Source organism: Paraburkholderia sp. BR10954 (assembly GCF_040965775.1).
GTDB lineage: Bacteria > Pseudomonadota > Gammaproteobacteria > Burkholderiales > Burkholderiaceae > Paraburkholderia > Paraburkholderia youngii.
The window spans coordinates 367676-388316 of sequence record NZ_JBFRCK010000005.1 but is presented as its reverse complement, the minus strand read 5'-3'; the positions used below and the strand labels follow the sequence as shown (position 1 = coordinate 388316).

25 protein-coding genes are annotated in these 20641 nt (G+C 63.1%); 21 read left to right on the top strand and 4 right to left on the bottom strand.

Annotated features, from left to right (window positions below; translation table 11 throughout):
* The 3 genes from AB4Y34_RS11145 to AB4Y34_RS11135 all read right to left on the bottom strand — a co-directional run.
* The coding region (locus AB4Y34_RS11145; RefSeq protein ID WP_368716048.1) for a methylene-tetrahydromethanopterin dehydrogenase N-terminal domain-containing protein at positions 1 to 501 on the bottom strand (501 nt) is incomplete at its 3' end.
* Positions 502 to 627: 126 nt separating this feature from the next.
* A complete protein-coding gene (locus AB4Y34_RS11140) occupies positions 628 to 1653 on the bottom strand; it encodes a beta-ribofuranosylaminobenzene 5'-phosphate synthase family protein (RefSeq protein WP_176379695.1) in 1026 nt (341 codons plus the stop codon).
* Between the two features lie 283 nt (positions 1654 to 1936).
* Positions 1937 to 2335, bottom strand: a complete 399-nt coding sequence (locus tag AB4Y34_RS11135) for a 4a-hydroxytetrahydrobiopterin dehydratase (protein ID WP_176107517.1) — start codon at positions 2333 to 2335, stop codon at positions 1937 to 1939.
* 417 nt (positions 2336 to 2752) lie between these two features.
* Here AB4Y34_RS11135 and AB4Y34_RS11130 point away from each other — a divergent pair, with 417 nt between their 5' ends.
* The 12 genes from AB4Y34_RS11130 to AB4Y34_RS11075 all read left to right on the top strand — a co-directional run bounded on the left by AB4Y34_RS11130 (position 2753) and on the right by AB4Y34_RS11075 (position 14381).
* The gene (locus AB4Y34_RS11130) at positions 2753 to 4570 is read left to right on the top strand and encodes a methanol/ethanol family PQQ-dependent dehydrogenase (protein ID WP_368716047.1); all 1818 of its coding nucleotides are present in this window, start codon (positions 2753 to 2755) and stop codon (positions 4568 to 4570) included.
* Between the two features lie 163 nt (positions 4571 to 4733).
* Positions 4734 to 5153, top strand: a complete 420-nt coding sequence (locus AB4Y34_RS11125; protein ID WP_176379694.1) for a c-type cytochrome — start codon at positions 4734 to 4736, stop codon at positions 5151 to 5153.
* A 31-nt stretch (positions 5154 to 5184) separates the two neighbouring features.
* Positions 5185 to 6096 carry a substrate-binding domain-containing protein gene (locus tag AB4Y34_RS11120; RefSeq protein ID WP_368716046.1) on the top strand — a complete coding sequence of 304 codons (912 nt, stop codon included), beginning with the start codon at positions 5185 to 5187 and terminating at the stop codon, positions 6094 to 6096.
* Positions 6093 to 6869, top strand: coding sequence for a hypothetical protein (locus AB4Y34_RS11115; RefSeq protein WP_368716045.1), 777 nt, complete (start codon positions 6093 to 6095; stop codon positions 6867 to 6869). The genes AB4Y34_RS11120 and AB4Y34_RS11115 overlap by 4 nt, the downstream gene beginning before the upstream one ends.
* A gap of 7 nt (positions 6870 to 6876) precedes the next feature.
* A complete protein-coding gene (locus AB4Y34_RS11110; protein ID WP_368716044.1) occupies positions 6877 to 7881 on the top strand; it encodes a LysR family transcriptional regulator in 1005 nt (334 codons plus the stop codon).
* A gap of 266 nt (positions 7882 to 8147) precedes the next feature.
* Complete coding sequence (locus tag AB4Y34_RS11105; protein ID WP_368716043.1) at positions 8148 to 9170, top strand: AAA family ATPase; 1023 nt, start codon at positions 8148 to 8150, stop codon at positions 9168 to 9170.
* Positions 9171 to 9189: 19 nt separating this feature from the next.
* Entirely contained in the window at positions 9190 to 10089 is a 900-nt protein-coding gene (locus AB4Y34_RS11100; RefSeq protein ID WP_368716042.1) for a DUF58 domain-containing protein, read from the top strand.
* Positions 10086 to 11012, top strand: a complete 927-nt coding sequence (locus AB4Y34_RS11095) for a calcium incorporation protein MxaA (protein ID WP_368716041.1) — start codon at positions 10086 to 10088, stop codon at positions 11010 to 11012. Before AB4Y34_RS11100 ends, AB4Y34_RS11095 begins: the two co-directional genes overlap by 4 nt.
* Entirely contained in the window at positions 11009 to 11995 is a 987-nt protein-coding gene (locus tag AB4Y34_RS11090; RefSeq protein ID WP_368716040.1) for a vWA domain-containing protein, read from the top strand. The genes AB4Y34_RS11095 and AB4Y34_RS11090 overlap by 4 nt, the downstream gene beginning before the upstream one ends.
* Positions 11992 to 12537, top strand: coding sequence for a tetratricopeptide repeat protein (locus AB4Y34_RS11085; RefSeq protein WP_368716039.1), 546 nt, complete (start codon positions 11992 to 11994; stop codon positions 12535 to 12537). Before AB4Y34_RS11090 ends, AB4Y34_RS11085 begins: the two co-directional genes overlap by 4 nt.
* On the top strand, positions 12534 to 13529 hold the full coding sequence (locus AB4Y34_RS11080; RefSeq protein WP_368716038.1) for an MxaL protein: 996 nt from the start codon (positions 12534 to 12536) through the stop codon (positions 13527 to 13529). The genes AB4Y34_RS11085 and AB4Y34_RS11080 overlap by 4 nt, the downstream gene beginning before the upstream one ends.
* A gap of 321 nt (positions 13530 to 13850) precedes the next feature.
* Complete coding sequence (locus AB4Y34_RS11075; protein WP_368716037.1) at positions 13851 to 14381, top strand: hypothetical protein; 531 nt, start codon at positions 13851 to 13853, stop codon at positions 14379 to 14381.
* 32 nt (positions 14382 to 14413) lie between these two features.
* Here the strand turns inward: AB4Y34_RS11075 and AB4Y34_RS11070 are convergent, their stop codons facing one another.
* On the bottom strand, positions 14414 to 15388 hold the full coding sequence (locus tag AB4Y34_RS11070; RefSeq protein ID WP_368716036.1) for a GlxA family transcriptional regulator: 975 nt from the start codon (positions 15386 to 15388) through the stop codon (positions 14414 to 14416).
* A 641-nt stretch (positions 15389 to 16029) separates the two neighbouring features.
* Here AB4Y34_RS11070 and AB4Y34_RS11065 point away from each other — a divergent pair.
* The 9 genes from AB4Y34_RS11065 (at position 16030) to AB4Y34_RS11025 (ending at position 20624) form a co-directional block, all read left to right on the top strand.
* Positions 16030 to 16467 (top strand): hypothetical protein, encoded by a 438-nt coding sequence (locus AB4Y34_RS11065; RefSeq protein ID WP_368596949.1) that lies wholly within the window; start codon positions 16030 to 16032, stop codon positions 16465 to 16467.
* A 22-nt stretch (positions 16468 to 16489) separates the two neighbouring features.
* Positions 16490 to 16855, top strand: coding sequence for a hypothetical protein (locus AB4Y34_RS11060; RefSeq protein WP_368716035.1), 366 nt, complete (start codon positions 16490 to 16492; stop codon positions 16853 to 16855).
* A complete protein-coding gene (locus AB4Y34_RS11055) occupies positions 16795 to 17217 on the top strand; it encodes a M35 family metallo-endopeptidase (protein ID WP_368716053.1) in 423 nt (140 codons plus the stop codon). The genes AB4Y34_RS11060 and AB4Y34_RS11055 overlap by 61 nt, the downstream gene beginning before the upstream one ends.
* Before the next feature lie 4 nt (positions 17218 to 17221).
* A complete protein-coding gene (locus AB4Y34_RS11050; protein WP_368716034.1) occupies positions 17222 to 17692 on the top strand; it encodes a hypothetical protein in 471 nt (156 codons plus the stop codon).
* Positions 17647 to 17937 carry a M35 family metallo-endopeptidase gene (locus AB4Y34_RS11045; RefSeq protein WP_368716033.1) on the top strand — a complete coding sequence of 97 codons (291 nt, stop codon included), beginning with the start codon at positions 17647 to 17649 and terminating at the stop codon, positions 17935 to 17937. The genes AB4Y34_RS11050 and AB4Y34_RS11045 overlap by 46 nt, the downstream gene beginning before the upstream one ends.
* Before the next feature lie 9 nt (positions 17938 to 17946).
* The gene (locus AB4Y34_RS11040; RefSeq protein WP_368716032.1) at positions 17947 to 18432 is read left to right on the top strand and encodes a hypothetical protein; all 486 of its coding nucleotides are present in this window, start codon (positions 17947 to 17949) and stop codon (positions 18430 to 18432) included.
* Positions 18433 to 18506: 74 nt separating this feature from the next.
* Complete coding sequence (locus AB4Y34_RS11035) at positions 18507 to 19004, top strand: hypothetical protein (RefSeq protein WP_368716031.1); 498 nt, start codon at positions 18507 to 18509, stop codon at positions 19002 to 19004.
* A 28-nt stretch (positions 19005 to 19032) separates the two neighbouring features.
* Positions 19033 to 19518: a hypothetical protein gene (locus AB4Y34_RS11030; RefSeq protein ID WP_176379680.1), complete on the top strand. Its 486-nt coding sequence runs from the start codon at positions 19033 to 19035 to the stop codon at positions 19516 to 19518.
* Between the two features lie 428 nt (positions 19519 to 19946).
* Positions 19947 to 20624 (top strand): DJ-1/PfpI family protein, encoded by a 678-nt coding sequence (locus AB4Y34_RS11025; protein ID WP_368716030.1) that lies wholly within the window; start codon positions 19947 to 19949, stop codon positions 20622 to 20624.
* Positions 20625 to 20641 lie beyond the last annotated feature (17 nt).

Below are 20641 nucleotides of genomic sequence, written 5' to 3'. Positions count from 1 at the left end.
GCTGTTCATCGGCGCGCACGGCCGCGCGCATCTGATCGGTTTCGCCGAGCAACTCACCTGCGCTATCGGCGATCTGCGCTTCGTGCATGCGGGCTCGATCGGGCCGATGGACTTGCCGCCGAGTTCCACGCCGTGCTGCTTGCCCAGGTGCCGCTCGACCAGCGCGACGAGCGCGGCCGCGGTCGTGTACGAACCGCTCGGATCGGCGAACACGGAGACCTCGAACGGCGGGACCATCGCGCGGCGAGCGGTGTCGAGCATGGCGACGGCCTGCATCACGTCGCGCCCGCCGATGAAGATGCCGGTGCGCGACACCCCCTTCGGGCCGCGCGAGAAGATCGCGTCCTGCGTGAGGTTCGCGACCATGCCGGCTTCGACGTTGCAATACGGCACGATGACCTGGTAGCCGGCGTCGGCGGCCATATTGACGTCGAACGGACTCATCTGCGGCGTGGCCGTGAACATGTGCAGGATGTAGGGCCTTTCAATGGTTTCTGACATGGCAGGGGCTCGTTGTAGTGGCAGTCTCGGGAAGGCGCGGGGCAACGCCGCGCTGCGCGTGGCAGCGCGTCAGGTGAGCGGCGGCCTGACCGGCGACCTGAGCGGCGACCTGAGCGGGGCCGCGCATCATGCGGCGTCGATGTGCGGCGCGCGCACCTCGGCGCCGCTGATCGCCGCGCCGCTATTGCGGCCCGCGACGACGCTGCATTCGATATGCGGCAGCGCGCCCGCGACGGCGCGCGCGGTCGCGAGCGCGCGCTCTGCCTCGCGCGCGTTCGCGAGCACCGCGAAGCCCGTCGGGCCCCACGAGGTCTGGCCGATGCCGGCGGTGCGCTCGGCGGCGACCGCGCGCAGCACGCGCTCGACGTCGGGACTCGCGAACACGCCGCCTTGCGCGCTCGCGAAGTATTCGCCGATGGTCTGCTGCAGTTCGGTGAGGCCGTGCGCGAACGGCGCGAAGTTATGTTCGGCGGCGCCGGGCAGGATCTGCATCAGCACCAGATGGCACAGATGCGCGGCGAGCCGCTGCGGAAACGGTGCGAGCGATGCGAGCGCGCTGCGTTCCTCGGCGCCGTGCAAGCCCTCGCGGCTGTTGTCGCTGACGAGCAGCACGCGCCACGGCTGCGGAAACGGCTGGCGCGACAGCAGCGGCGGCATGCTCTGGCGCAGATCGCCGGGCGGGCCGCCATCGAGCAGCAGGCCGCCGCACTCGAAGCCGAGTATGCCGATGCCCGAGCGCGCGCCGCGTCCGAGCAGACTGGCGAGCTCGGCGCTCGTCGCCGGCTGGCCGACGAGCCGCGTGAACGCGGTGCCCACGGCGAGCGCCAGCTGCGTGCCGGAGCCGAGGCCGGTATGGGCACGCGGCGCCTCCAGCACGTCGATCGCGAGGGTCGCCGGCCCGTAGGCAGCCTGCAGCCGCGCGAGACTCAGGGCGATCCGTTCGCGCTCGGCCTCGCTCGCCACCCCGCCGATCTGCTCGCGCTCGGCGAGCCGCGCCTGGATCTGCGTGCCGTGCGTATCGATGACTAGCCCCAGGCTGCCGAACGCGCGCCCGAGCGACGCGTTCGGATCGAGAAAGCCCAGATGCAGCCGAGCGGGCGCATCGATCGTGATGGGGGCGCGTGGCGGCAGGCGGCGGAGCTGAAGCGGCATCTCGAGGGTCCTCAGGTGTCCTTGCGGGTGCGCGAAACCGGGTTCGGCCGCGGGGTGCGCGCAACGCGTCGTATCGCGTCGCGGGTTCCAGCGACAGTGCGTCCGGCGACGTCAAGCGAAAGCCGTACCAGGCGCGCGCAACGGCCACTGCAGCGGATCTGGCCCACTGCAACCTCTGAACGGGCGCGCCGCGCGCCACCCGGTTTCGCCGCTGCATGGACGCTGTGTGACGCCGAAGGCGCACTGTGTCACGCGCTGTTTCATCCGGCGGCAGGCGCGCGCGTCAACTGCCTTGCGCGGTTTTCGGCGCGTCGTACTTGATATAGCGGAAGCGCTGATCGTCGGACGGCGTGCCTTCTAACGGGCCCTCCTCGTGGCCGGGCTGCCAGTGGACCACCGATTCGATCTTCGTCGCGAGCGCGAAGTCCTTGTCGGTGATGCCCTTGGCGGTGTGCGTTTTGAGCTTCACGATCACGAACGCATACGAGACCGTCAGATCGGGGTGATGCCACGCGGCTTCCGCGAGATGCCCGACGGCGTTGACCACCATCAGCGTTCCCTTCCAGCCCTCGGTGCGGTATTTGCGCCGCAGCCAGCCATCTTCCAGATACCAGTGCTGCAGCGGACCGACGAGGCGTTGCTGGATCTCTTCGTCGGTATAGACATGCTCGGTGTTTGCCATGGCGGTTAGCTCCTCGAGTGCGCGAATCGTTCGCCGAACGAAGCTTCGTTGCAGTGACAGGCCCGTGCTGCGGCGCATGATTCGCAAAGGACACGATTCGTATCACGCAAGTGACACAGTATGTGCCGCATCGCGTGACGCAACCCCTTCAGCTTACCGCCGTGCAAGCATCGGCGTGCAACGCCCGTGTGCCGCGACAGGTCGCGCGTGCCGGGTCGGCGGCCCACCGCGCGCAAGAGCGGCAGCGTTGCCGCTATTCCGGCATGGAATATGCGTTGGCCGTTCATGCGTCGCGAAGCCCGACATCGAATCGGGATAGCGCGTTAATCGTTACCTGCAATCGAGAAGGCGCGCACGATGCGATGAGGTAGCGTGGGTCATTCGTGAGTTGAACAGCAGGACAATTCTGGAGGAGACATGAACTTACGCACTGTAGTTCTTGGGCTCGCGATCCTCGCATCCGCAGCCTTTAGCTCTCTGGCTGCGCAGGCCGATTCGCAGCTCGACGGACTGATGAAAAACCCGTCCAACTGGGCGGCCCAGGCGGGCGATTATGCGAATCACCGCTACAGCCCGCTCAAACAGATCAACGAGAACAACGTCGGCAAACTGCAGGTCGCATGGACCATGTCGACCGGCGTGCTACGCGGCCATGAAGGCGCGCCGCTCGTGATCGGCGACACGATGTATATCCACTCCCCGTTTCCGAACAAAGTCATTGCAGTCAACCTGAAGGATCAGACGTTCCTCTGGCAGTATCAGCCGAAGCAGGATGAACAGGTCGTCTCCGTGATGTGCTGCGACACCGTCAATCGCGGTCTCGCATATGGCGACAGCAAGATCTTCCTGCAGCAGGCCGACACCAAGCTCGTCGCGCTGAATGCAAAGACGGGCGAGGTGGTGTGGACCGCGCAGAACGGCAATCCGAAAGCCGGTGAAACCAACACCAACGCGCCGCACGTATTCGGCGACAAGGTGCTGACCGGTATTTCGGGCGGCGAGTTCGGCGTGCGCGGGCGTCTGATCGCGTACGACATCAAGACCGGCAAACCGGTCTGGACTGCGTACAGCACGGGCCCTGACAACGAAATGCTGCTCGACCCGGAAAAGACGATGACGTACTCGAACGGCCAGATGGTGCCGGTGGGCGCGGATTCGTCGGTGAAGTCCTGGAAGGGCGATCAGTGGAAGCTCGGCGGCGGCACCACGTGGGGCTGGTATGCGTGGGACCCGAAACTCAACCTTGTTTACTACGGTACTGGCAATCCGGGCACATGGAACCCGACGCAACGTCCGGGCGACAACAAATGGTCGATGTCGATCTTCGCGCGCGACCTGAATACCGGCACGGCCAAATGGGTCTACCAGATGACGCCCCACGACGAATGGGACTATGACGGCGTCAACGAAATGATCCTGTCCGACCTGACGATCAACGGCAAGAAGGTGCCCGCGATCGTGCACTTCGACCGTAACGGCTTCGGCTACACGCTGAACCGCGAAACCGGACAGCTGCTGGTCGCGCAGAAGTACGACCCGGCGGTGAACTGGGCCGATCGTGTCGATCTGCAAAGCGGCCTGCCGATTCGCAACGCGGCGTACTCGACGCAGGCGGCCGGGTCCGACCACAACGTGAAGGGCATCTGCCCGGCGGCACTCGGTTCAAAGGACCAGCAACCGGCGGCGTTCGATCCGAAGACGAGTTTGTTCCTCGTGCCGACCAACCACGTCTGTATGGACTATGAGCCGTTCGATGTCGACTACGTGTCGGGGCAGCCGTATGTCGGCGCCACGCTGTCGATGTATCCGGGCCCGAACGAGGGCAACGCGATGGGCAACTTCATCGCATGGGATGCGAGCAAGGGCAAGATCATCTACTCGAAGCCGGAGCGGTTCTCGGTGTGGTCGGGTGTGCTGGCGACCGGCGGCGGCATCGCGTTCTACGGCACGCTGGAAGGCTACCTGAAGGCGGTTCGCATCTCGGACGGCAAGGAACTGTGGCGCTTCAAGACGCCGTCGGGAATCATCGGCAACGTCTTCACGTATGAGTATCAGGGCAAGCAGTACGTCGGCGTGTACTCGGGCATCGGCGGCTGGGCCGGCATCGGCATGGCGGCGGGTCTTGAGAAGCCGACCGAAGGTCTGGGCGCGGTCGGCGGCTACAAGGATCTCGCGAAGTACACCGCGCTCGGCGGCACGCTGTTCGTGTTCGCTATTCCTAACGAAAAGAGCTGAACGAACGGCTGAAATGAAAGGCTGAACGAGCAGGGCGGCTTGAACAGGCACGGCCGCCCCGTCAGCCGCGCAAAGCATTGAATTACCCCCAGATCGCGCCCGTTGGTGGATGCGTCGCTGACACGCATCGGGGCGCGGCTTTTTCCCAGATGGAGACATGTGCATGAAAGGCCGATCTATCCTGTTGCTCACCGCGTTGCCCATAGCGCTCGTCATGCTGCCCGTCGGATACGCGCAGAACAATCCTTCGATTGCGCAGGTCGCGTACAAGGTAGTCGACGGTAACAAGGTCGACAGTAATACGCTGCAGGGCTGGAAGACGTGGCGCGCGCTCGCTTGCGAACGCTGTCACGGCGCGCAGCAGCAGGGCATGGTTGGGCCGTCGCTGATCGACGCGTTCAAGACGCTGGACAAGAACGAGTTTCATCGCACCGTGTTCGGCGGCCGGGTAGATAAGGGTATGCCCGATTTCAGCGCGAGCCAGATGATGCAGAAGAACTGGGAAAATCTCTATGCGTATCTGAAAGGACGCTCCGATGGACAGATCAAGCCGGGCGATCTGCATGCCATCGACTCGAATTAACGCCGCGCCGTCATTCTTCCGGAGGCTCACGATGCGTGATAAGAGAAGCATGTCCGTGCATGTCAGCGTGCTCGCGGCCGCGTTGTGTGGGGCGGCGCTCGCGAGCGCCGCGGTCCGGGCGGATGGCCCCGCGCTGCCGAACAACGACGGCGCGGACGGCGTGCTCAGGGTATGCGCGGACCCGAACAACATGCCGTTGTCGAACGACAAGGGCGAGGGCTATGAGAACCGCATCGCGGCCCAGATGGCGAGTGACTTCGGCTACAAACTCGAATACACGTATTTTCCGCAGCGCATGGGCTTCGTGCGCCACACGTTGCGCGAGAAGGCGGAGGGCAGCGACCGCTATCGCTGCGACCTGATCATCGGCGTGCCGAAGGGCTATGACATGACGTCGACGACGCAGCCGTATCTGCGCTCGACCTACGCGATGGTGCTGCCGAACCGCCCCGAGTTCGCGAGCATCAAGACGCCCGACGACCTGCTGAAACTGCCGCCCGATCAGCTGCACAAGCTGCGCTTCGGGATCTTTTCGCAAACTCCGGCGGTGGACTGGCTGCTCGGCCACAACCTGATCGACCAGGCGGTGTCATACCAGGTGCAAAGCGGCGATCCGAGCGTATACCCTGGCCAGATGATCGAACACGACCTGGCCGCGGGCAACGTCGACGTGGTGTTCCTGTGGGGGCCGATCGCCGGCTACTTCGCCAAGCGCGCCGGTGATTCGGTCAGGCTCGTGCCGTTCCCGCCGCAGCCCGGCATCCGCTTCGACTACACGATATCGATGGGTGTGCGCTACGGCGAGAAAGACTGGAAGGACAAGGTGGATCAATGGATCGGCGCGAATCACGACAAGATCGACAGCATCCTCGCGACCTACCAGGTGCCGATGCTCAAACCGGTCGACGCGCCGTCGGGCAAGCCCGGCGACGCATCGCAATGACGCGCGCGCGCGGCGCCTGGCTGCGCGCGGCACGCGCTGCGCTGATGGGGACGCTGTGCGTGCTGTGCCTCGCGCCGGCCGCAAGCCGTGGGGCAAGCCCTGCGAGCGCCGCGTCGGCGCCGGGCGGCGACGATATCACGCCGGCGGAGCGGCTGATTTTTCTGACCGATCATCTGCACGGCGTCGCCGCGCAGACCGAGCTCGACTACGCGCTGATCGATTCGGAGCAGCCGTCGCGCAGCACCGATGTCGTCAAGGTGCTGGTGGTCAGCGAGAACAACGCGAAGGGCGACGCACAGGTGACCGACCATACCGGCAGCGTGAACCTGCCGATCGGCGGCCTGCAGTGCAATCCGGCGATCATTTATTTCCTCGAACGCGACATCGCGGAGATGCAGGGTCTCACCGGCGGGCAGCGCCGCTATTTCCAGCAGCGTTTGCGTCTCGCGCTCGCCGCGGGGCCGCAGATCGAGAGCGTGCCGGGAGAGCTCGGCGGCAAGCCGGTCAGCGCGCGGCGCATCGTCGTGCAGCCTTATCTGAACGATCCGAACGGGGCGCGCTTCGCGCAATACACGGGCAAGCGCTACACGTTCGTGCTCGCCGACGGGGTGCCGGGCCAGGTCCTGCAGATTCGCACCGACGTGCCGGGCCCCAACAACGACTTTGCGCATCCGGCGCATTCGGAGTCGTTGAGTTTTCAATCCGCACTGAACAAGTTGCCATCGCGCAAGGTGCCGGCGAAGCCGTCGAATGCGCCGCGGGCGAGCCGTTGAGTCTTCGATGCAGAACGCGGGTTTCGCGACGAACCGGGTCAAGCTGAACTTCGTTCGCACGCTGACCCTGCGGCAGTTGCAGATCTTCGTCGTGGCGAGCCGCTATACGAGTTTCGCGCGCGCGGCCGAGGAGCTGCATCTGACGCAGCCGGCCGTGTCGATGCAGATTCATCAGCTCGAGGAGGCGGTCGGCCTGCGGCTGTTCGAGCGCGTCGCGCGCAAGCTCACGCTGACCGAAGCGGGCGAGGTGCTGACCCATCACGCGAGCCGCATCCTCGGCGAAATCAAGGACACCGAAGACGCGATGATGTCGCTGAAGCAGGCCGACAGCGGCTCGATCAACGTCGGCATCGTCAGTTCGGCGACCTACTTCGCGCCGAAACTGCTGGCGATGTACTCGCATCTGTACCCGAAGGTCGACGTGCATTTCTCGGTCGGCAATCGCGACGCGCTGCTGCGCATGTTGCAGGACAACGCGATCGATCTCGCGATCATGGGCCGCCCGCCGCCCGAACTCGATACGACGGCCGAGCCGCTCGCGAGCCATCCTCAGGTGGTGATCGCGCCGGTGCAACATCCGTTGTGCGGCGCGCGCCGCTTCGATTTGCAGGAGTTGAGCAACGACACCTTTCTGCTGCGCGAGCCGGGCTCAGGGACGCGCATGGCCGCCGAGGCGATGTTCCGTCAGCATCTGTTCACTCCCGCGAAAACCGTCACGCTCGGCAGCAACGAAACGATCAAGCAGGCGGTGATGGCGGGCATGGGCGTGAGCCTGATCTCGCTTCATACGCTGCAGCTGGAGTTGCGCACCGGCGAGATCGCGCTGCTCGACGTGAACGGCACGCCGATCGTACGAACGTGGCAGATCGTGCATCTGCGCACCAAGCAGCTTTCGCCGACCAGCGTGATGTTCCGGCAGTTCCTGCTCGAACATGCGGCGGTGCATCTGGAGCAGGAATATGCGCAGTTTGCGGGGGTGTTTGCGAAACGGCAGGTCGGGGCGCAGCGGTAGCGCGATGCGTGCGTTGCGTGCGGCGCGGCGCGAGCGCGCTCGTCGGCTTGCAGATGACCGGTGCGTGATAGACGGCATCGATGGCACAGTCTGTACCCGTCTGTCGTGACAGGCTGCCAACTTTTCGCATTCGATTTAACTCTTGCGTCCCGCGCGTGCGATCGGCATAAACCATGCTTGAACGGAAGGCTGGCGAGTCTTGAAGCGCGTCGACGTTCGGGCGTCGCGCAAATAAACGCCAGCCACCACGGAAGGGGATCGCAGCGATGGTTTCTGGCGAGCAGCTTCAGGACTGGCGTTCTCACGCCCAGCAGATCGAAAACGAAGTGGCGAGAGTCGTCGTCGGTCAGCAGCAAACGCTGAGGCTCATCAACGTCGCGCTGTTCGCACGCGGCCACGTGCTGCTCGAAGGCGGCGTCGGGGTCGGCAAGACGACCGTGTTGCGGGCGTTCGCGCGCGTGGTCGGCGGCGATTTCGAGCGCGTCGAAGGCACGATCGATCTGATGCCGGGCGACCTCGTCTATCACACCTATGTCGACGCCGACGGCAAGCCGCGCATCGAGCCCGGCCCGCTGCTGCGCCACGGCGACCAGCTGACCACCTTCTTCTTCAATGAGATCAATCGCGCCCGCCCGCAGGTGCAATCGCTGCTGCTGCGCGCGATGGCCGAGCGTTCCGTGTGGGCGTTCGGCCGCGAGCATCGCTTTCCGCACATGACCGTGTACGCCGACCGCAACAAGGTCGAGAAGGAAGAGACCTTCGAGCTCGCGTCGGCGGCGCGCGACCGTTTCCTGTTCGAGCTGAACATGCCGACCCCGACCGACGAGGAGGCGCGGCGCAGCCTCGTGTTCGACACGAGGTTCCATGATGTCGACGGCCTGCTCGCGCAACTGACGCCGTCGATCGTGGCGTGGGAACAGTTGAACCGGATCGGCGCGGCGATCCAGCACGGCGTGCAGGCGAGCGAGACGATCGAGCGCTATGTGCACGACATCTGGCAGGCGACGGAATCGCCGGCGCGCTTCGGCATCGCGCTCGACGGCGTCGACATGGAGCAGCTGATTCTCGCAGGCGCGAGTCCGCGCGGCATGAGCGCACTGGTGCGGGCCGCGCGCGTGGTCGCGTGGCTCGCGGGACGCACGCATCTGCTGCCGGAGGACATCCACGAGGTGCTGCTGCCCGCGCTGGGTCATCGCGTGTTCTTCACGCCGATCTACGAGCTGCGCCGCCAGGAACTGGCCGAGGCGCTGATCGCGCGGATCGTCGCGAACGTCGCCGTGCCTCGCTGACCGCCGGCGCGCTTACACGATGAACGGCATCGCTGAATTCCACTATCGTCTGCCGATGCGCGCGGCCGGTGCGCGGCCCGGCTCGCATCCGGGCTCGAGTTTCGGCTCGGGCCAGCAGTTCGCGATGCACGGCCGGCTATTCGACTATCCGGACCCGCGCCGGCTCGATCTTCGCGCGAGCTTGCGCGCGGCGCGCGACGAGTGGCTCGTGCGCGTGCATTTGCAGCGCGTCGCGGTTTCCGTGTACGTGATCGTCGACGTGTCGGCGTCGATGCAATTCGGCACCCGTAAAACGAAGCTGCAGGTCGTCGCTGATTTTGTCGAAGCGCTCGGCCATAGCGCGTTCCGGGTCGGCGACCGGCTCGGCATGCTGGCCTTCGATAGCGGCGAACGCGACGATCTGTTCATGCCGGCGCGCACGGGACGGGGCACCGGCTCGCTGCTCGCGAGCATGCTGCGCGAAGGCGTCACTGATATCGCTGATCGGCAGGCGAATGGTCACGCCGAACGTCACGCTGAACGCGGGGCCGTCGAAGGATTGCGGCGTTGCGCGATCCGTATCGCCGGACGCCAGGCGCTCGTGTTCGTGGTATCCGATTTCCACTGGCCGCTCGCGCGACTGTCGCCGGTGCTCGACATGCTGGTGCATGCGTGCGTGGTGCCGATGGTCGTATGGGACGCGGCCGAGACCACGCCGCCGCAGCACGCGTCGCTGCTGGCCGTCAACGATGCGGAGTCGGGCGAGGAGCGTCGCGTGTGGCTCTCGCGCGGCCTGCGCGAGCGCTGGCGCGAAGGCGTCGCGCGCCGTCGCGACGAACTCGCCGCAGTGTTCGGCGCACGCGGCATCCAGCCGTTCTTTGTCGAAGGCGCGTTCGATCCGGAAGCGATGTCGCGCTACTTTCTGGAGCTGACGGTATGAGCGCGCGCGGGGTGAGCGGCGGCTGCGCGCGTCGGGCGGCGCTGCGCGTGCTGATCGCGTCGCTATGCGGCGGCGGCGCCTGCGCGATGGCCAGTGCCGCCGAGGTGGCCGCGCTCGTTCAGGAGCCGCGCGCATTCGGCTATGTGCTCGGCGATGTGCTGACGCAGCGCGTGCTGCTGGAGGCCAACGGTCGCGACCTCGGTACGGTCACGCCGCCTTCGGTCGGACGCGCGGGCGTCTGGCTCGAACGCCGGCCCGTGACGCTAGAAACCGATGCGAACGGCCGCAAGTGGATGGTGATCGGCTATCAGGTCGTCAATGCGCCGCAGACGCTCACGCAGATCACGTTGCCCGCGTTGACGCTGACGTCGGCGGCGGGCACGCAGTTGCAGGTCGCCGAATGGCCGGCGAGCATCGGACCGCTGACGCCGCAAACCGCGTTCGCCGCCGGGGACTTGCAGCCGCTGCGGCCCGACCGGCAGGCGCCGATGCTGGGCACGGCCGGCTGGCGCCGGCAGATCGCGTGGTCGCTCGGCCTGTTGCTCGCGACGCTGCTCGTGTGGGCCAGCTGGTGGTGGGCGCGCAATCGGCGCGAGGCGGCGCGGCTGCCGTTCGCGCGGGCGTGGCGGCAGATGCAACGGCTGCCGGAGGCGCCCGCCGCTTCATCGAACGATGCGTGGGTCTGCCTGCATCGCGCGCTGAACGAAACCGCCGGCCAGGTCGTGCACGCGGCTTCGCTATCCGCGTTGCTGGCGCGCGCGCCCTATCTGCAACCGCTGCGCGCGCAGCTCGAACGTTTCTATCTGGCCTCGGCCGAGCGCTTTTTCGGGCCGGCGCCGCATGCCGTCGAGAATGCCGGCGAGCTTTCGCTGCACGCGCTGTGCCGTGCGTTGTATCGAGCGGAGAGGCGCCATCAGCGATGACCATGAGCTTCGATTTCGCCCTTCCGTGGATGCTGGTGCTGCTGGCGCTCGCCGCGCTGCCGCTGCTGCGGCGGCGCAGCGACACGCTGGTGTTTTCGAGCGTCGCATGGCTGCCCGCTGACGACCTCGGGCGCGTGGCGGGCTGGCTCGTCCGCGGCGGCGCGGCGCTGGCGATCGCGGCGATCGTCGTCGGGCTGGCGGGGCCGGGGCGCTCGCAGTTGCAGGTGCTGCGCACCGGCAGCGGCGCACAGATCCTGATTCTGATGGACCGCAGCCAGAGCATGGACGAGCCGATAGGCAGCAAGGGCGTCGAGGCGCCGCGCGGCGACTCCAAGAACCACGTGGCGCGCGCGGCGCTGACACGCTTCGTCGAGCAGCGGCCGAACGACCGCCTCGCGTTCATGATGTTCGGCACCAACCCGGTGCTGGCGATGCCGTTCACCTACAACCATCGCGTGATCGAGGCCGCGGTCGCGGCCACGGCGATTGGCCGCGGCATGCCGGACACCGAGCTCGATCGCGGCATGCTGGCGGCGATCGCGCAGTTCGACGAGCGCTTGTCGTCGGGCCGCCGCGCGATCGTGCTCGTCTCCGATGGCGGCGCGTTGCTCGAGGAAACGATGCGACGGCGCATCGAGGAGGGACTGCGACGCAACCGGATCGCGCTGTACTTCATCTACCTGCGCAGCAGCGTCTTCAGTCCCGATCTGAACGCGACGCAGCCCGCCAGCGGAAGCTCGGCGGAAGCGCAGCTGCATCGCTTCTTTCTGACGCTGAAGACGCCTTACAGGCTGTTTCAGGCCGAAGACCCGAAGGCGATGATGGCGGCGATCGCGGAGATCAACCGGCAGCAGAACGCAACGACGACGTTCGTCGAGCATCTGCCTCGCCAGGATCTGAGTCCGTACTGTTTCGTGCTCGCGCTGTTCTGTGCGGCGCTGCTGGTGCTGTTGCACCAGTTGCAGGTCAGGAGCTGGGCATGAAGCGCGCGCTGATCCACACGCTGTTCGGCACCGTGGCGATCTGTTGCGCCGCGTGGGCCGGGTATGGCTTCGTTCGTCTGCAGCACGCGGAGCGGGTCAATCAGGCCATCGTCGCGACGAACGCCGCTGCGCGTGACCAGCAAGTCGGCGGCGACGCGCGCGAGGTTCAGCTGGCCCGTGCGATAGCGCTATCGAAAGCGGGCTCCTACGACGCGGCGGCGCGGCTCTATAACGGTCTGCTCGCCGAGGGCAGCCCGCCTGATGAAGTCGGCCGCGCGGCGCTGTTCGATCTCGGCAATCTGTACCTGCGCGAAGGCAGCGGCGACGACGCGCAAACAGTCAGGTCTCTGGCGATGATCGGCGAGGCCAAGGCGCGCTACCGGCTCGCGCTGCGCGCGGCGCCCGACGATTGGGACGCGCGCTACAACCTCGAGCGCGCGCTGTGGCTCGCGCCGGAAACGCCGTCCGCGCTTGCCGGACCCGACGTGAAAGAGCAGCACAACGTCACAGTGCGCGACGCGCGCAGCCAGGACCTGCCATGAGCGGCGTTCGGCGCGAGCGTGGCTTCGCAAAATGGCGACACGCATTGACGCCGCTCGCGCTCGTCGCGTTGATCGCGGCGGTCGCGATGCCGGACGTCACGTTGCCGCGCAACTCGTTTGACTACATCGTCACATTCGACATCACGCAAAGCATGGACGTCGAGGATGTGGTGCTCGGCGGCGCCCCGGTCAGCCGGCTCAAGTTCGCGCAGGCCGCGATGCGCGACGCGCTCGAGCGTTTGCCGTGCGGCTCGAAGGTCGGCTGGAGCGTGTTCACCGGGCAGCGGGTGTTGCTGCTGATGGCGCCGGTCGAAGTCTGCGGCAACTACGACGCGCTGCTGGTGTCGCTCGACGGCATCGACGGGCGCATGCGCTGGACCAACTGGAGCCGCATTGCCGAAGGCGGTGTGTATTCGGCCGTGCGCGTCGCGAAGGATGTCGGCGGCGGCGCGGCCATCGCGTTCGTCACCGATGGGCAGGAGGCACCGCCGCTGTTGGCGTCACGCCCGCTGATGGAAGGCATCAATGCGGCGCGAATCAGGGGCTGGCTGATCGGCGTCGGCGGCGACCAGCCCGCGGCCATTCCGAAGACCGATGCGAATGGCAACCGGATCGGCGTCTGGCAGGCCGACGACGTGATCCAGGTGCCGCCTACGCCCGGCTCCGGTGTAGCGGCGCAAACGCACGAGGAATTGTCCGAATTGCGCGGTGAGTACCTCGCTTCGGTGGCTCGGCAGACGGGCCTCGACTACCGGCGTCTGCTGAACGTGACGTCGTTCGGCGATGCGCTGCTCGAAGCGCGCTTCGCCCGCCGCGAACCCGTGCCGACCGATCTGCGCTGGTGTCCCGCGCTGCTCGCGTTGCTGCTGCTCGTCGCGCGCTTCATGCCCGACGCCGTTCTCGCATGGCCGCGCGCCTGGCGAAAGCGCTTTCAAACGATCGCTTTGCGCATCGCGCCGGCATTCAATGGCCGGCCAACACGCGCCGACTGACTACCGCGAGCGGACCGTTGACGCTGCAACGGTTGAAGATGCAGGTATCCGATCTGACCGCGCAGTTGCCTGGGAAACCTCGCAAGAGTTGCCGGGGATCGTTCGATTCGCGACGCTTGGACCAGAAGCTTTTGCCGGTCTTCGCCACACTCGCGAGATACCTCACACATTGACCTACCGGTACGCAAATCACTGACTACAATGTCTGAATGCAAGCGACGCTGCGAGGCGCGCGGTTCGAGTGACGCGCCGTGTCATGTGACGTTTCAATTCCTTCATGGAGGCATGCCGATGACGTGCCAAAACGAGAGGATTGTCGGAGTGGTACTCGTCTTGATGAGCGGCTACGCGTTTGCGGGAGGCCCCTTCGGCGATGTGCCGCAAGCGATGATGGTCGCCAACATCGTCGCGTCGCCCGTCGAAGTCGTGCCGCCCATTCCCGAGCCTCGGCGCTACTTCGAGCAGCAGCGCTATGCGATGGAGTATCAGGGGGATCGGGGCAAGCCGTTCTACGCGCAAATGGAGAATTACTATAGCGTGGACCTTGCGCGCGATACCCAGCTCGGCACCGCGAAGGCCTTGGTGTCGTCCGGACCGGAGTTCGCACCGGTGTCCGAACCGGGCGCAAATGCCGCCGCGCAGAGTGCTTCGAATGCTCTACGCATGGGTCCATCTACCGCACCGCAAATATCCATCGTTCAGATGAACAGTTCAGTGTTGTCGATTGGCCAGTCACCGCAGCGACGCTTGTCATTGACGGTCGACAACTGGGTGTTCTCCGGCACCGCGCGCGTCGCGGTTCTGCATTCTCACGATACGGGCGCGACGCTGATCGTCAAACGCCGCTACTGAGTGATGTCGAGCGGCTGCGCCGCCCGCGCATGTCACGTCGACGAAAAGCGCTCGCGATACACCTGCGGCGCCACGCGCAGCTGACGCACGAAGCTGCAGCGCATCGTTTCCTCGCTGCCGAATCCGCATCGCGCCGCGATCCGTTTGATCGACCAGGATGTTTCACTCAGCAAGCGTTGCGCCGCTTCGATGCGTAGCTGCTCGACCGCGCGCGCGGGCGTGCGACCGGTTTGCGCCTTGTAGTGGCGCATGAAGCTCCGCTCGCTCATATGCAGCCGTTGCGCGAGCGCGGGCACTGACAGGTCGGCTGCGAGGTGCGACGTCATCCATGCATGCAATTCGCCGAAACGGTCGTCGGCATGTTGCAGCGACAGCGTCGCGCTGAATTGCGACTGACCACCCGGGCGCTTCAGAAACACGACGAGTTCGCGCGCGACGTCGAGCGCCAACGAGCGCCCGTGATCGTCTTCGAGCATCGCTAGCGCGAGGTCGATGCCGGCGGTGACACCCGCCGAGGTCCAGATATCGCCGTCGCGAATGAAGATCGGATCCGCTTCGACTTGCAGTTGCGGATAGGCCTGCGCGAGTTCGTCGCAACGCGCCCAATGCGTGGCGACGCGCCGGCCGTCGAGCAAGCCCGCCTCGGCGAGCAGGAACGCGCCCGAGCAGACCGACGCGACGCGTCTGCAATGCGGCGCGTGGCGTTGCGTCCAGCGGATCAGGCGTTGATCGGCCGATGCCTCGCGAATGCCCCGGCCGCCGGGAACGATCAGTGTATCGAGCGGCGTCTTCAGCGAGCGCAGTGAGGCGGCAAGCACCGCGAGTCCCGACGACGATGTGACGGGCCCGGCTTCGGCCGCCACGACGCGGGGTGCGTAGAGCTTGCCGAGCCCGCGCTGCGCGACGAGTTCATTGGCCGACGCAAATACCTGCAGCGGACCGCTGATGTCGAGCAGTTGCATGTTGGGGAAGGCGAGCAGCACGATGGAGCGGGGAGCGCTGGACATGTGGGAACGGGGTGGCAGAAACCAAGGGGACAAAAGAAATCTTGCCAAAGACTACGCGTATAGAATCGATCCGTCCAGCTCGAAGAAATGGCAGACGACGTAGTTCGATTTCTTCTTCGATAAGGTATCCGGCGTCGTACTTTGACTTTACCAGACGGTATTACCAGCGTTGTACAGGTCGGTTAATCTTTGACAACTGGCTTGCCGATGTCGCTGGAATTCCTGCGTCTGATCGCAATCGACAACGACCCACGGGTCGGGAGTCGCAAGTTCTAGCAACCGCTGCGATCAGGAACTGTTCGCGGTGCTTGCGCTCGACGCAAGGGGCTACGCCAGCGCCAACTGTCACCGGAAGACGCGGCAGCGATTCTCGCTGACGCTATGGAAGGCGCAAACGCGAAACTGGCGGCTATGGGTGCTTCATGGAGGCAACACTAACCAGTTTCGATCCCTGACGATAAGGCGGCTCAGTGCCGCCTTTTTTTGTCCCGCGCCAGCAGGAATATGCAATAGAAATCGAGATGTCCGAAACAATCGTAAATAGTTGTCAAAACGGGCTTATCCCGAATTAACGCGGTTGACCGTGGTCCGTTTCGATGGTTAATTCCCGAGGTATCGCCTGAAAACTCTTGAGGAGTGTAATGGAGCTACTGAAACAGCAAAGCAGTGGAACGGATTGGACAGTCGAGGAAGAAGGCGACCTTTGCCGTATCACCTATTCGATCTACTCAAACTTCCCGCCGATGCCGCACGCTCAGGCCCTGAACGCCGAAACCGGCGAGTTCTTTCCGTTTGACAGGGTCAGTAAGATGAAATCCGGCTACGCGATGGCCGAAGCGCTGGGTTACGCATGGGCGTGCAATTGTCGCGGGCGTGCCCCCAAACGGTTCAATGAGCAGTTCGAGCTAAGAGACTCCACTGGCAAGCGACAGGCGGGGGTGCGTTACAGGATTCGCGTCGGTTCGAGGGGCATCGCGAAAGGTATCACCGATTCCCAAGGGCGGACCCAGCGTGTTTCGACAGATAACGCAAACCAGATTTCCATCGAGTTGCCGGGCAATAGCAATGGACTCAGATAAGTCTTCTATCTCTGGTGAACACATGACAAATGAATTTCTGACCAAGAATAGCCAATACTTCAAGACCGACGAGAATGAAGAATGGACGGAGGTCGGCACAGCCATTACCAATATCACTCCTGGGTCAATATCCAATGTCGTAATCAATACGACGCCTATCTGTCCAAATATGAGCAATAAAGAATTTAGAGGGTTAATAATGCGCTTACGAGATGCAGCGTTAACTCTCATAAATGAGCGCATTGCAGATGTTGCACGTTGGGATATGTCAGCACAGGATCGTGCAAAATTCTGGTTTGGCCGGAGCGATCAATATATCCGCGATAGATTGAATATTGGTCTGCCAAGGCTTGCAGCCGCGATGCAGAACTGCAACCTGAGAAAATAATTCGTTGGGACGAACAGAAGGTTGTACAGCTTTCCTGTGCGATAGTTCCCGATAGGGGCACGAACGATGCTGCTGTATGCAAGCCCGATTCGAAAAGGCGATATATTGCAATTTATCCCCATTTTTGCACGCTGCCACCCGTTGCAGTCTCAACAAATTGCCAATTAAAGGTAATCATCCATGAGTGCACGCACTATGTCGATACATTCGATTCAGACGATGTGATGTATGGTTTTGGTCCGGGCGTCGGTTACTGGGCTCAGAACGATCCTGAGGGGGCTTGCAGGAACGCAGATAGCATCGCATGTTACATCGCGCACTTCGATACGCAAATCGAGTTCAATCAAAAGAAGATCTGGTGATCCCATGAAGAAATTCGCTTTCGCCGTCCTTTCGGCTTTTTGGTTCGCAGCTTCTCAGCAGGCGGCTGCATGTACTATTTCGGAAGATTTGACAGAAAGTGTTCCACTTAACTATCAAGGAATTCCTAATTCCTATCGTCTTAAAATGGTGGACTTGGTATCAAATGCGCGCCGGTGGCCCGATGTTGAAATTCAGGCTCAAATCGTCACAAACGCTTACGTCGGCGAAAAGAACGCAGAAGAATTAGCAAAGTCGAGGGGTCAACAGCTAAAAGAGTTTCTAATTCAACTTGGAGTAAAGTCGCAATATATATATGTCGACACCCATCTGGAAGGGGCGCCCTATCCGCAAGACAACAGCGGATTCAATGGATACCTACAGCTAAGCGTTGGTCTCATGCCGCTTTGCAAGGGCGGCTGCGAACGACTATGCGACGATCCGCGCATAACGCCGACGAGCAAGGCCGTCAAATAGAAATTCGCCCCCGCTTCGGCGGGGGTTTTAACTTCGGCGCGTCGGCGCAGCAGATCGTGCGCGGTTGGCACGGTTGCCAAGTCTTGACGCTGATTCACGAATGCACCCATTTCACTGATGTGTTCGATTCAACCGATGATATGTACGGGGTCACCATTGGACTTTCATTTTGGGCGCAAGATAATCCAGCCAAAGCAATCCGAAATGCAGACAGTCTGGCGTGTTACGTAGGATTCAACGACTAAGGGCATTTTGTGCTACAAAAGAATTTTCACTTCCTGAGAGTCTGCTATCTCCTGGCGTTTTACCTTGTTTCCACCGCAGGTAGCGCAAATGCCTGCACCATTTCAGAGGATATGACAAGTAGCTTGCCTCTCAATTCGACGGAAATCTCAAATATAGACCGTATTAGGATTGCGAATTTGGTGCTTGCTGCGAGGCGATGGCCGAACGTCGAAATTAGAGGAATTGTCTACGCGGGCGGGTATGTGAAGGAGAGCAGCCCGAAGGATATGGCAGAAAAGCGAGCAGCGATCCTTAAAAGCTATCTGGTTCAACTTGGCATAAAAGAAGGAAATATTTGGGTTGATACGAGACTCATCAAGGACCCCGATATTGATGACAAAGGCAACGCGACGCTCGATCAGATATCAGTAACGCTTGTCCCCATATGTGAAGGCGGGTGCGAACGACTATGTGACGATCCGCGCGTGACACCGACTACAAAGATTATCAAGTAGAGAACTACCTCCGCTTCGGCGGGGCTTTCATTTGGGCAGCGTGTCGTGTCGCCTGAACAATCATGAGGAGTCCAATGGAGAAAATGAATCAGCAAAGCAGTGGGACGGATTGGACAATCGAGGAAGAATGCGACCTTTGCCGTATCACCTATTCAATCTACTCAAACTTTCCGCCGATGCCTCACGCACAGGCCCTGAACGCCGAAACCGGCGAATTTTTTCCGTTTGACAGGGTTCGTGAGATGAAATCCGGCTACGCCATGGCCGAAGCTCTGGGTTACGCATGGGCGTGCGAATGTCGCGGACGCTCACAAACCCCGCCGCAAAAACTGGATAATGCGCAAGCGTTCGAGTACACACCGCATGCCAAAAATGGTGACGTGGTAGAACTGGCGGGCAGCCAGGGAACGCCACGCAACAATCAGGCGCAAAATAGACAGACCGATGATGTCGCCAGAATCTTGCGCTTAACTCCCGGTCAATCCCGGCAGCTCCACGATGAAATTTCAGGCCAAGGCCTCGGCTTCCATGAAATCATGGAGCGGGCAAAAGACATGTTCAACCTGTGGTAACGCACGCCGTATAGGAAGGGATGATTCGATGATTGATACTCGAAGCGAAATTGAGCGGCGTCTGTCAGTGCTACGAGGCTTGGAACTGAGCGGAGTGAACCATGGCGCTGACATGCTGACGCTGAGCTTTGGTCCGTTGCGGCAAGTTACCAACTTTAAAGGGACGGTGAAATATGTGGGTGCGTGGGCGCTCCACATCCAATGTGCGTGGCGACTTGAGAAAGTTGGCTGCGTCCTGGCAACAGAGGATGATCTTCGCGGGCCGGATGAGAAGGCGCACGCGAGCACCCATCGTCTCCAGGGGGTCTTGCTTGCGAATGGCCTTGCGGCAGTTGAGGCAGTGACAGCGGACGAGGCCGGCGGAGTGAGGCTCTCCCTGTCGCTTGGTTTTTGCCTTACGGTCATACCGGACGGGAGAGTGGACGAGGAAGACTGGCGTTTCTTCGCGCCTGGCGTGGATGCAGCGCACTTGGTGATCAAAGGTGGCACAGTCGCTCCGGAATCATTTGACTGACACGAAATGCTTTCCCTGCTCGACAACCTTGTCGCGACCTTTGTCCGCGACTGCCACCGGTTAACGGATCAGGACTGCCGTTAACTCCATGTGGCGACCGTCGTTCTGCGAAAAGGCGTAGGCGCTGCGGCAAGGGCATCCGTAGCCTTATCGCTTCGGTCGAAAATGGGAAAGGCTTCCGTTAAGCGGCGCTCTGGACGGATCGAGGCTTACTGGGGCCAGCTAGTCAAGCGTGGATATCTATATGCGTTGCTTTTCGGCAGGCGAGCAGCACAATAGAACGCGGAGCGCTGCACTGCGACAAGGCGTGGCAGAAACCAAGGGAACAATGGCAGCCCTGCCAAAGGCTACGCGCATAGAATCGATCCGTCCAACTGGAAGAAATGACAGATGGCGCGTTTCGATTTCTCCTTCGACAAGGTATCCCTATGAGCCTCCAAATCGGTTTTCTGGTGTTTCCGAAAGTACAGCAACTCGATCTGACCGGCCCGCATGACGTGCTCGCATCGGTGCCGGGCGCCACGATGCATCTGGTCTGGAAGACGCGGGAGCCGGTGGTGTCGAGCAACGGCCTCGTGCTGACGCCGAGCGCGACGTACGAAAGCTGCCCGCCGCTCGACGCGATCTGTGTGCCGGGCGGAAGCGGCGTGACCGCGCTGTTGCAAGACGAGCAGACGATCGACTTCGTTCGTCGGCAGGCCGCGAGCGCGCGCTATGTGACGTCGGTCTGCACCGGCGCGTTGCTGCTGGGTGCGGCCGGTCTGCTACACGGGCGGCGCGCGACGACTCACTGGGCGTTTCACTCGTTGCTGGAACCGCTCGGCGCGATTCCGACGCATGCGCGTGTGGTCCGCGACGGCAATCTGATTACCGGCGGCGGCGTCACGGCGGGCATCGATTTCGGGCTGACCGTGGCTGCCGAACTAGCGGGCGTCGAAGAGGCGCAGGCGATCCAGCTCGAACTCGAATACGCGCCAGCGCCGCCGTTCGACGCGGGCGATCCGGCGCTGGCGCCGCAAGCGGTGGTGGAACTGGTCCGGCAGAGGTCGGCGGAAGGTTTGGCGGCGCGGCGTCGCGTCGTGATGGAGATCGCAGAGAGAAGCTAGGTCTTGCTTGCGGGTGC

What these genes read in the sequence shown, in the direction of transcription:
- AB4Y34_RS11080 (WP_368716038.1), top strand. Translation starts at nt 12,534, where the DNA reads ATGAGCGGCGTTCGGCGCGAGCGTGGCTTCGCAAAATGGCGACACGCA.
- AB4Y34_RS11115 (WP_368716045.1), top strand. Translation starts at nt 6,093, where the DNA reads ATGACGCGCGCGCGCGGCGCCTGGCTGCGCGCGGCACGCGCTGCGCTG.
- AB4Y34_RS11035 (WP_368716031.1), top strand. Translation starts at nt 18,507, where the DNA reads ATGGAGAAAATGAATCAGCAAAGCAGTGGGACGGATTGGACAATCGAG.
- AB4Y34_RS11110 (WP_368716044.1), top strand. Translation starts at nt 6,877, where the DNA reads ATGCAGAACGCGGGTTTCGCGACGAACCGGGTCAAGCTGAACTTCGTT.
- AB4Y34_RS11100 (WP_368716042.1), top strand. Translation starts at nt 9,190, where the DNA reads ATGAACGGCATCGCTGAATTCCACTATCGTCTGCCGATGCGCGCGGCC.
- AB4Y34_RS11095 (WP_368716041.1), top strand. Translation starts at nt 10,086, where the DNA reads ATGAGCGCGCGCGGGGTGAGCGGCGGCTGCGCGCGTCGGGCGGCGCTG.
- AB4Y34_RS11030 (WP_176379680.1), top strand. Translation starts at nt 19,033, where the DNA reads ATGATTGATACTCGAAGCGAAATTGAGCGGCGTCTGTCAGTGCTACGA.
- AB4Y34_RS11130 (WP_368716047.1), top strand. Translation starts at nt 2,753, where the DNA reads ATGAACTTACGCACTGTAGTTCTTGGGCTCGCGATCCTCGCATCCGCA.
- AB4Y34_RS11090 (WP_368716040.1), top strand. Translation starts at nt 11,009, where the DNA reads ATGACCATGAGCTTCGATTTCGCCCTTCCGTGGATGCTGGTGCTGCTG.
- AB4Y34_RS11135 (WP_176107517.1), bottom strand. Translation starts at nt 2,335, where the DNA reads ATGGCAAACACCGAGCATGTCTATACCGACGAAGAGATCCAGCAACGC.
- AB4Y34_RS11045 (WP_368716033.1), top strand. Translation starts at nt 17,647, where the DNA reads ATGCGACGATCCGCGCATAACGCCGACGAGCAAGGCCGTCAAATAGAA.
- AB4Y34_RS11105 (WP_368716043.1), top strand. Translation starts at nt 8,148, where the DNA reads ATGGTTTCTGGCGAGCAGCTTCAGGACTGGCGTTCTCACGCCCAGCAG.
- AB4Y34_RS11120 (WP_368716046.1), top strand. Translation starts at nt 5,185, where the DNA reads ATGCGTGATAAGAGAAGCATGTCCGTGCATGTCAGCGTGCTCGCGGCC.
- AB4Y34_RS11085 (WP_368716039.1), top strand. Translation starts at nt 11,992, where the DNA reads ATGAAGCGCGCGCTGATCCACACGCTGTTCGGCACCGTGGCGATCTGT.
- AB4Y34_RS11060 (WP_368716035.1), top strand. Translation starts at nt 16,490, where the DNA reads ATGACAAATGAATTTCTGACCAAGAATAGCCAATACTTCAAGACCGAC.
- AB4Y34_RS11140 (WP_176379695.1), bottom strand. Translation starts at nt 1,653, where the DNA reads ATGCCGCTTCAGCTCCGCCGCCTGCCGCCACGCGCCCCCATCACGATC.
- AB4Y34_RS11065 (WP_368596949.1), top strand. Translation starts at nt 16,030, where the DNA reads ATGGAGCTACTGAAACAGCAAAGCAGTGGAACGGATTGGACAGTCGAG.
- AB4Y34_RS11050 (WP_368716034.1), top strand. Translation starts at nt 17,222, where the DNA reads ATGAAGAAATTCGCTTTCGCCGTCCTTTCGGCTTTTTGGTTCGCAGCT.
- AB4Y34_RS11070 (WP_368716036.1), bottom strand. Translation starts at nt 15,388, where the DNA reads ATGTCCAGCGCTCCCCGCTCCATCGTGCTGCTCGCCTTCCCCAACATG.
- AB4Y34_RS11125 (WP_176379694.1), top strand. Translation starts at nt 4,734, where the DNA reads ATGAAAGGCCGATCTATCCTGTTGCTCACCGCGTTGCCCATAGCGCTC.
- AB4Y34_RS11025 (WP_368716030.1), top strand. Translation starts at nt 19,947, where the DNA reads ATGAGCCTCCAAATCGGTTTTCTGGTGTTTCCGAAAGTACAGCAACTC.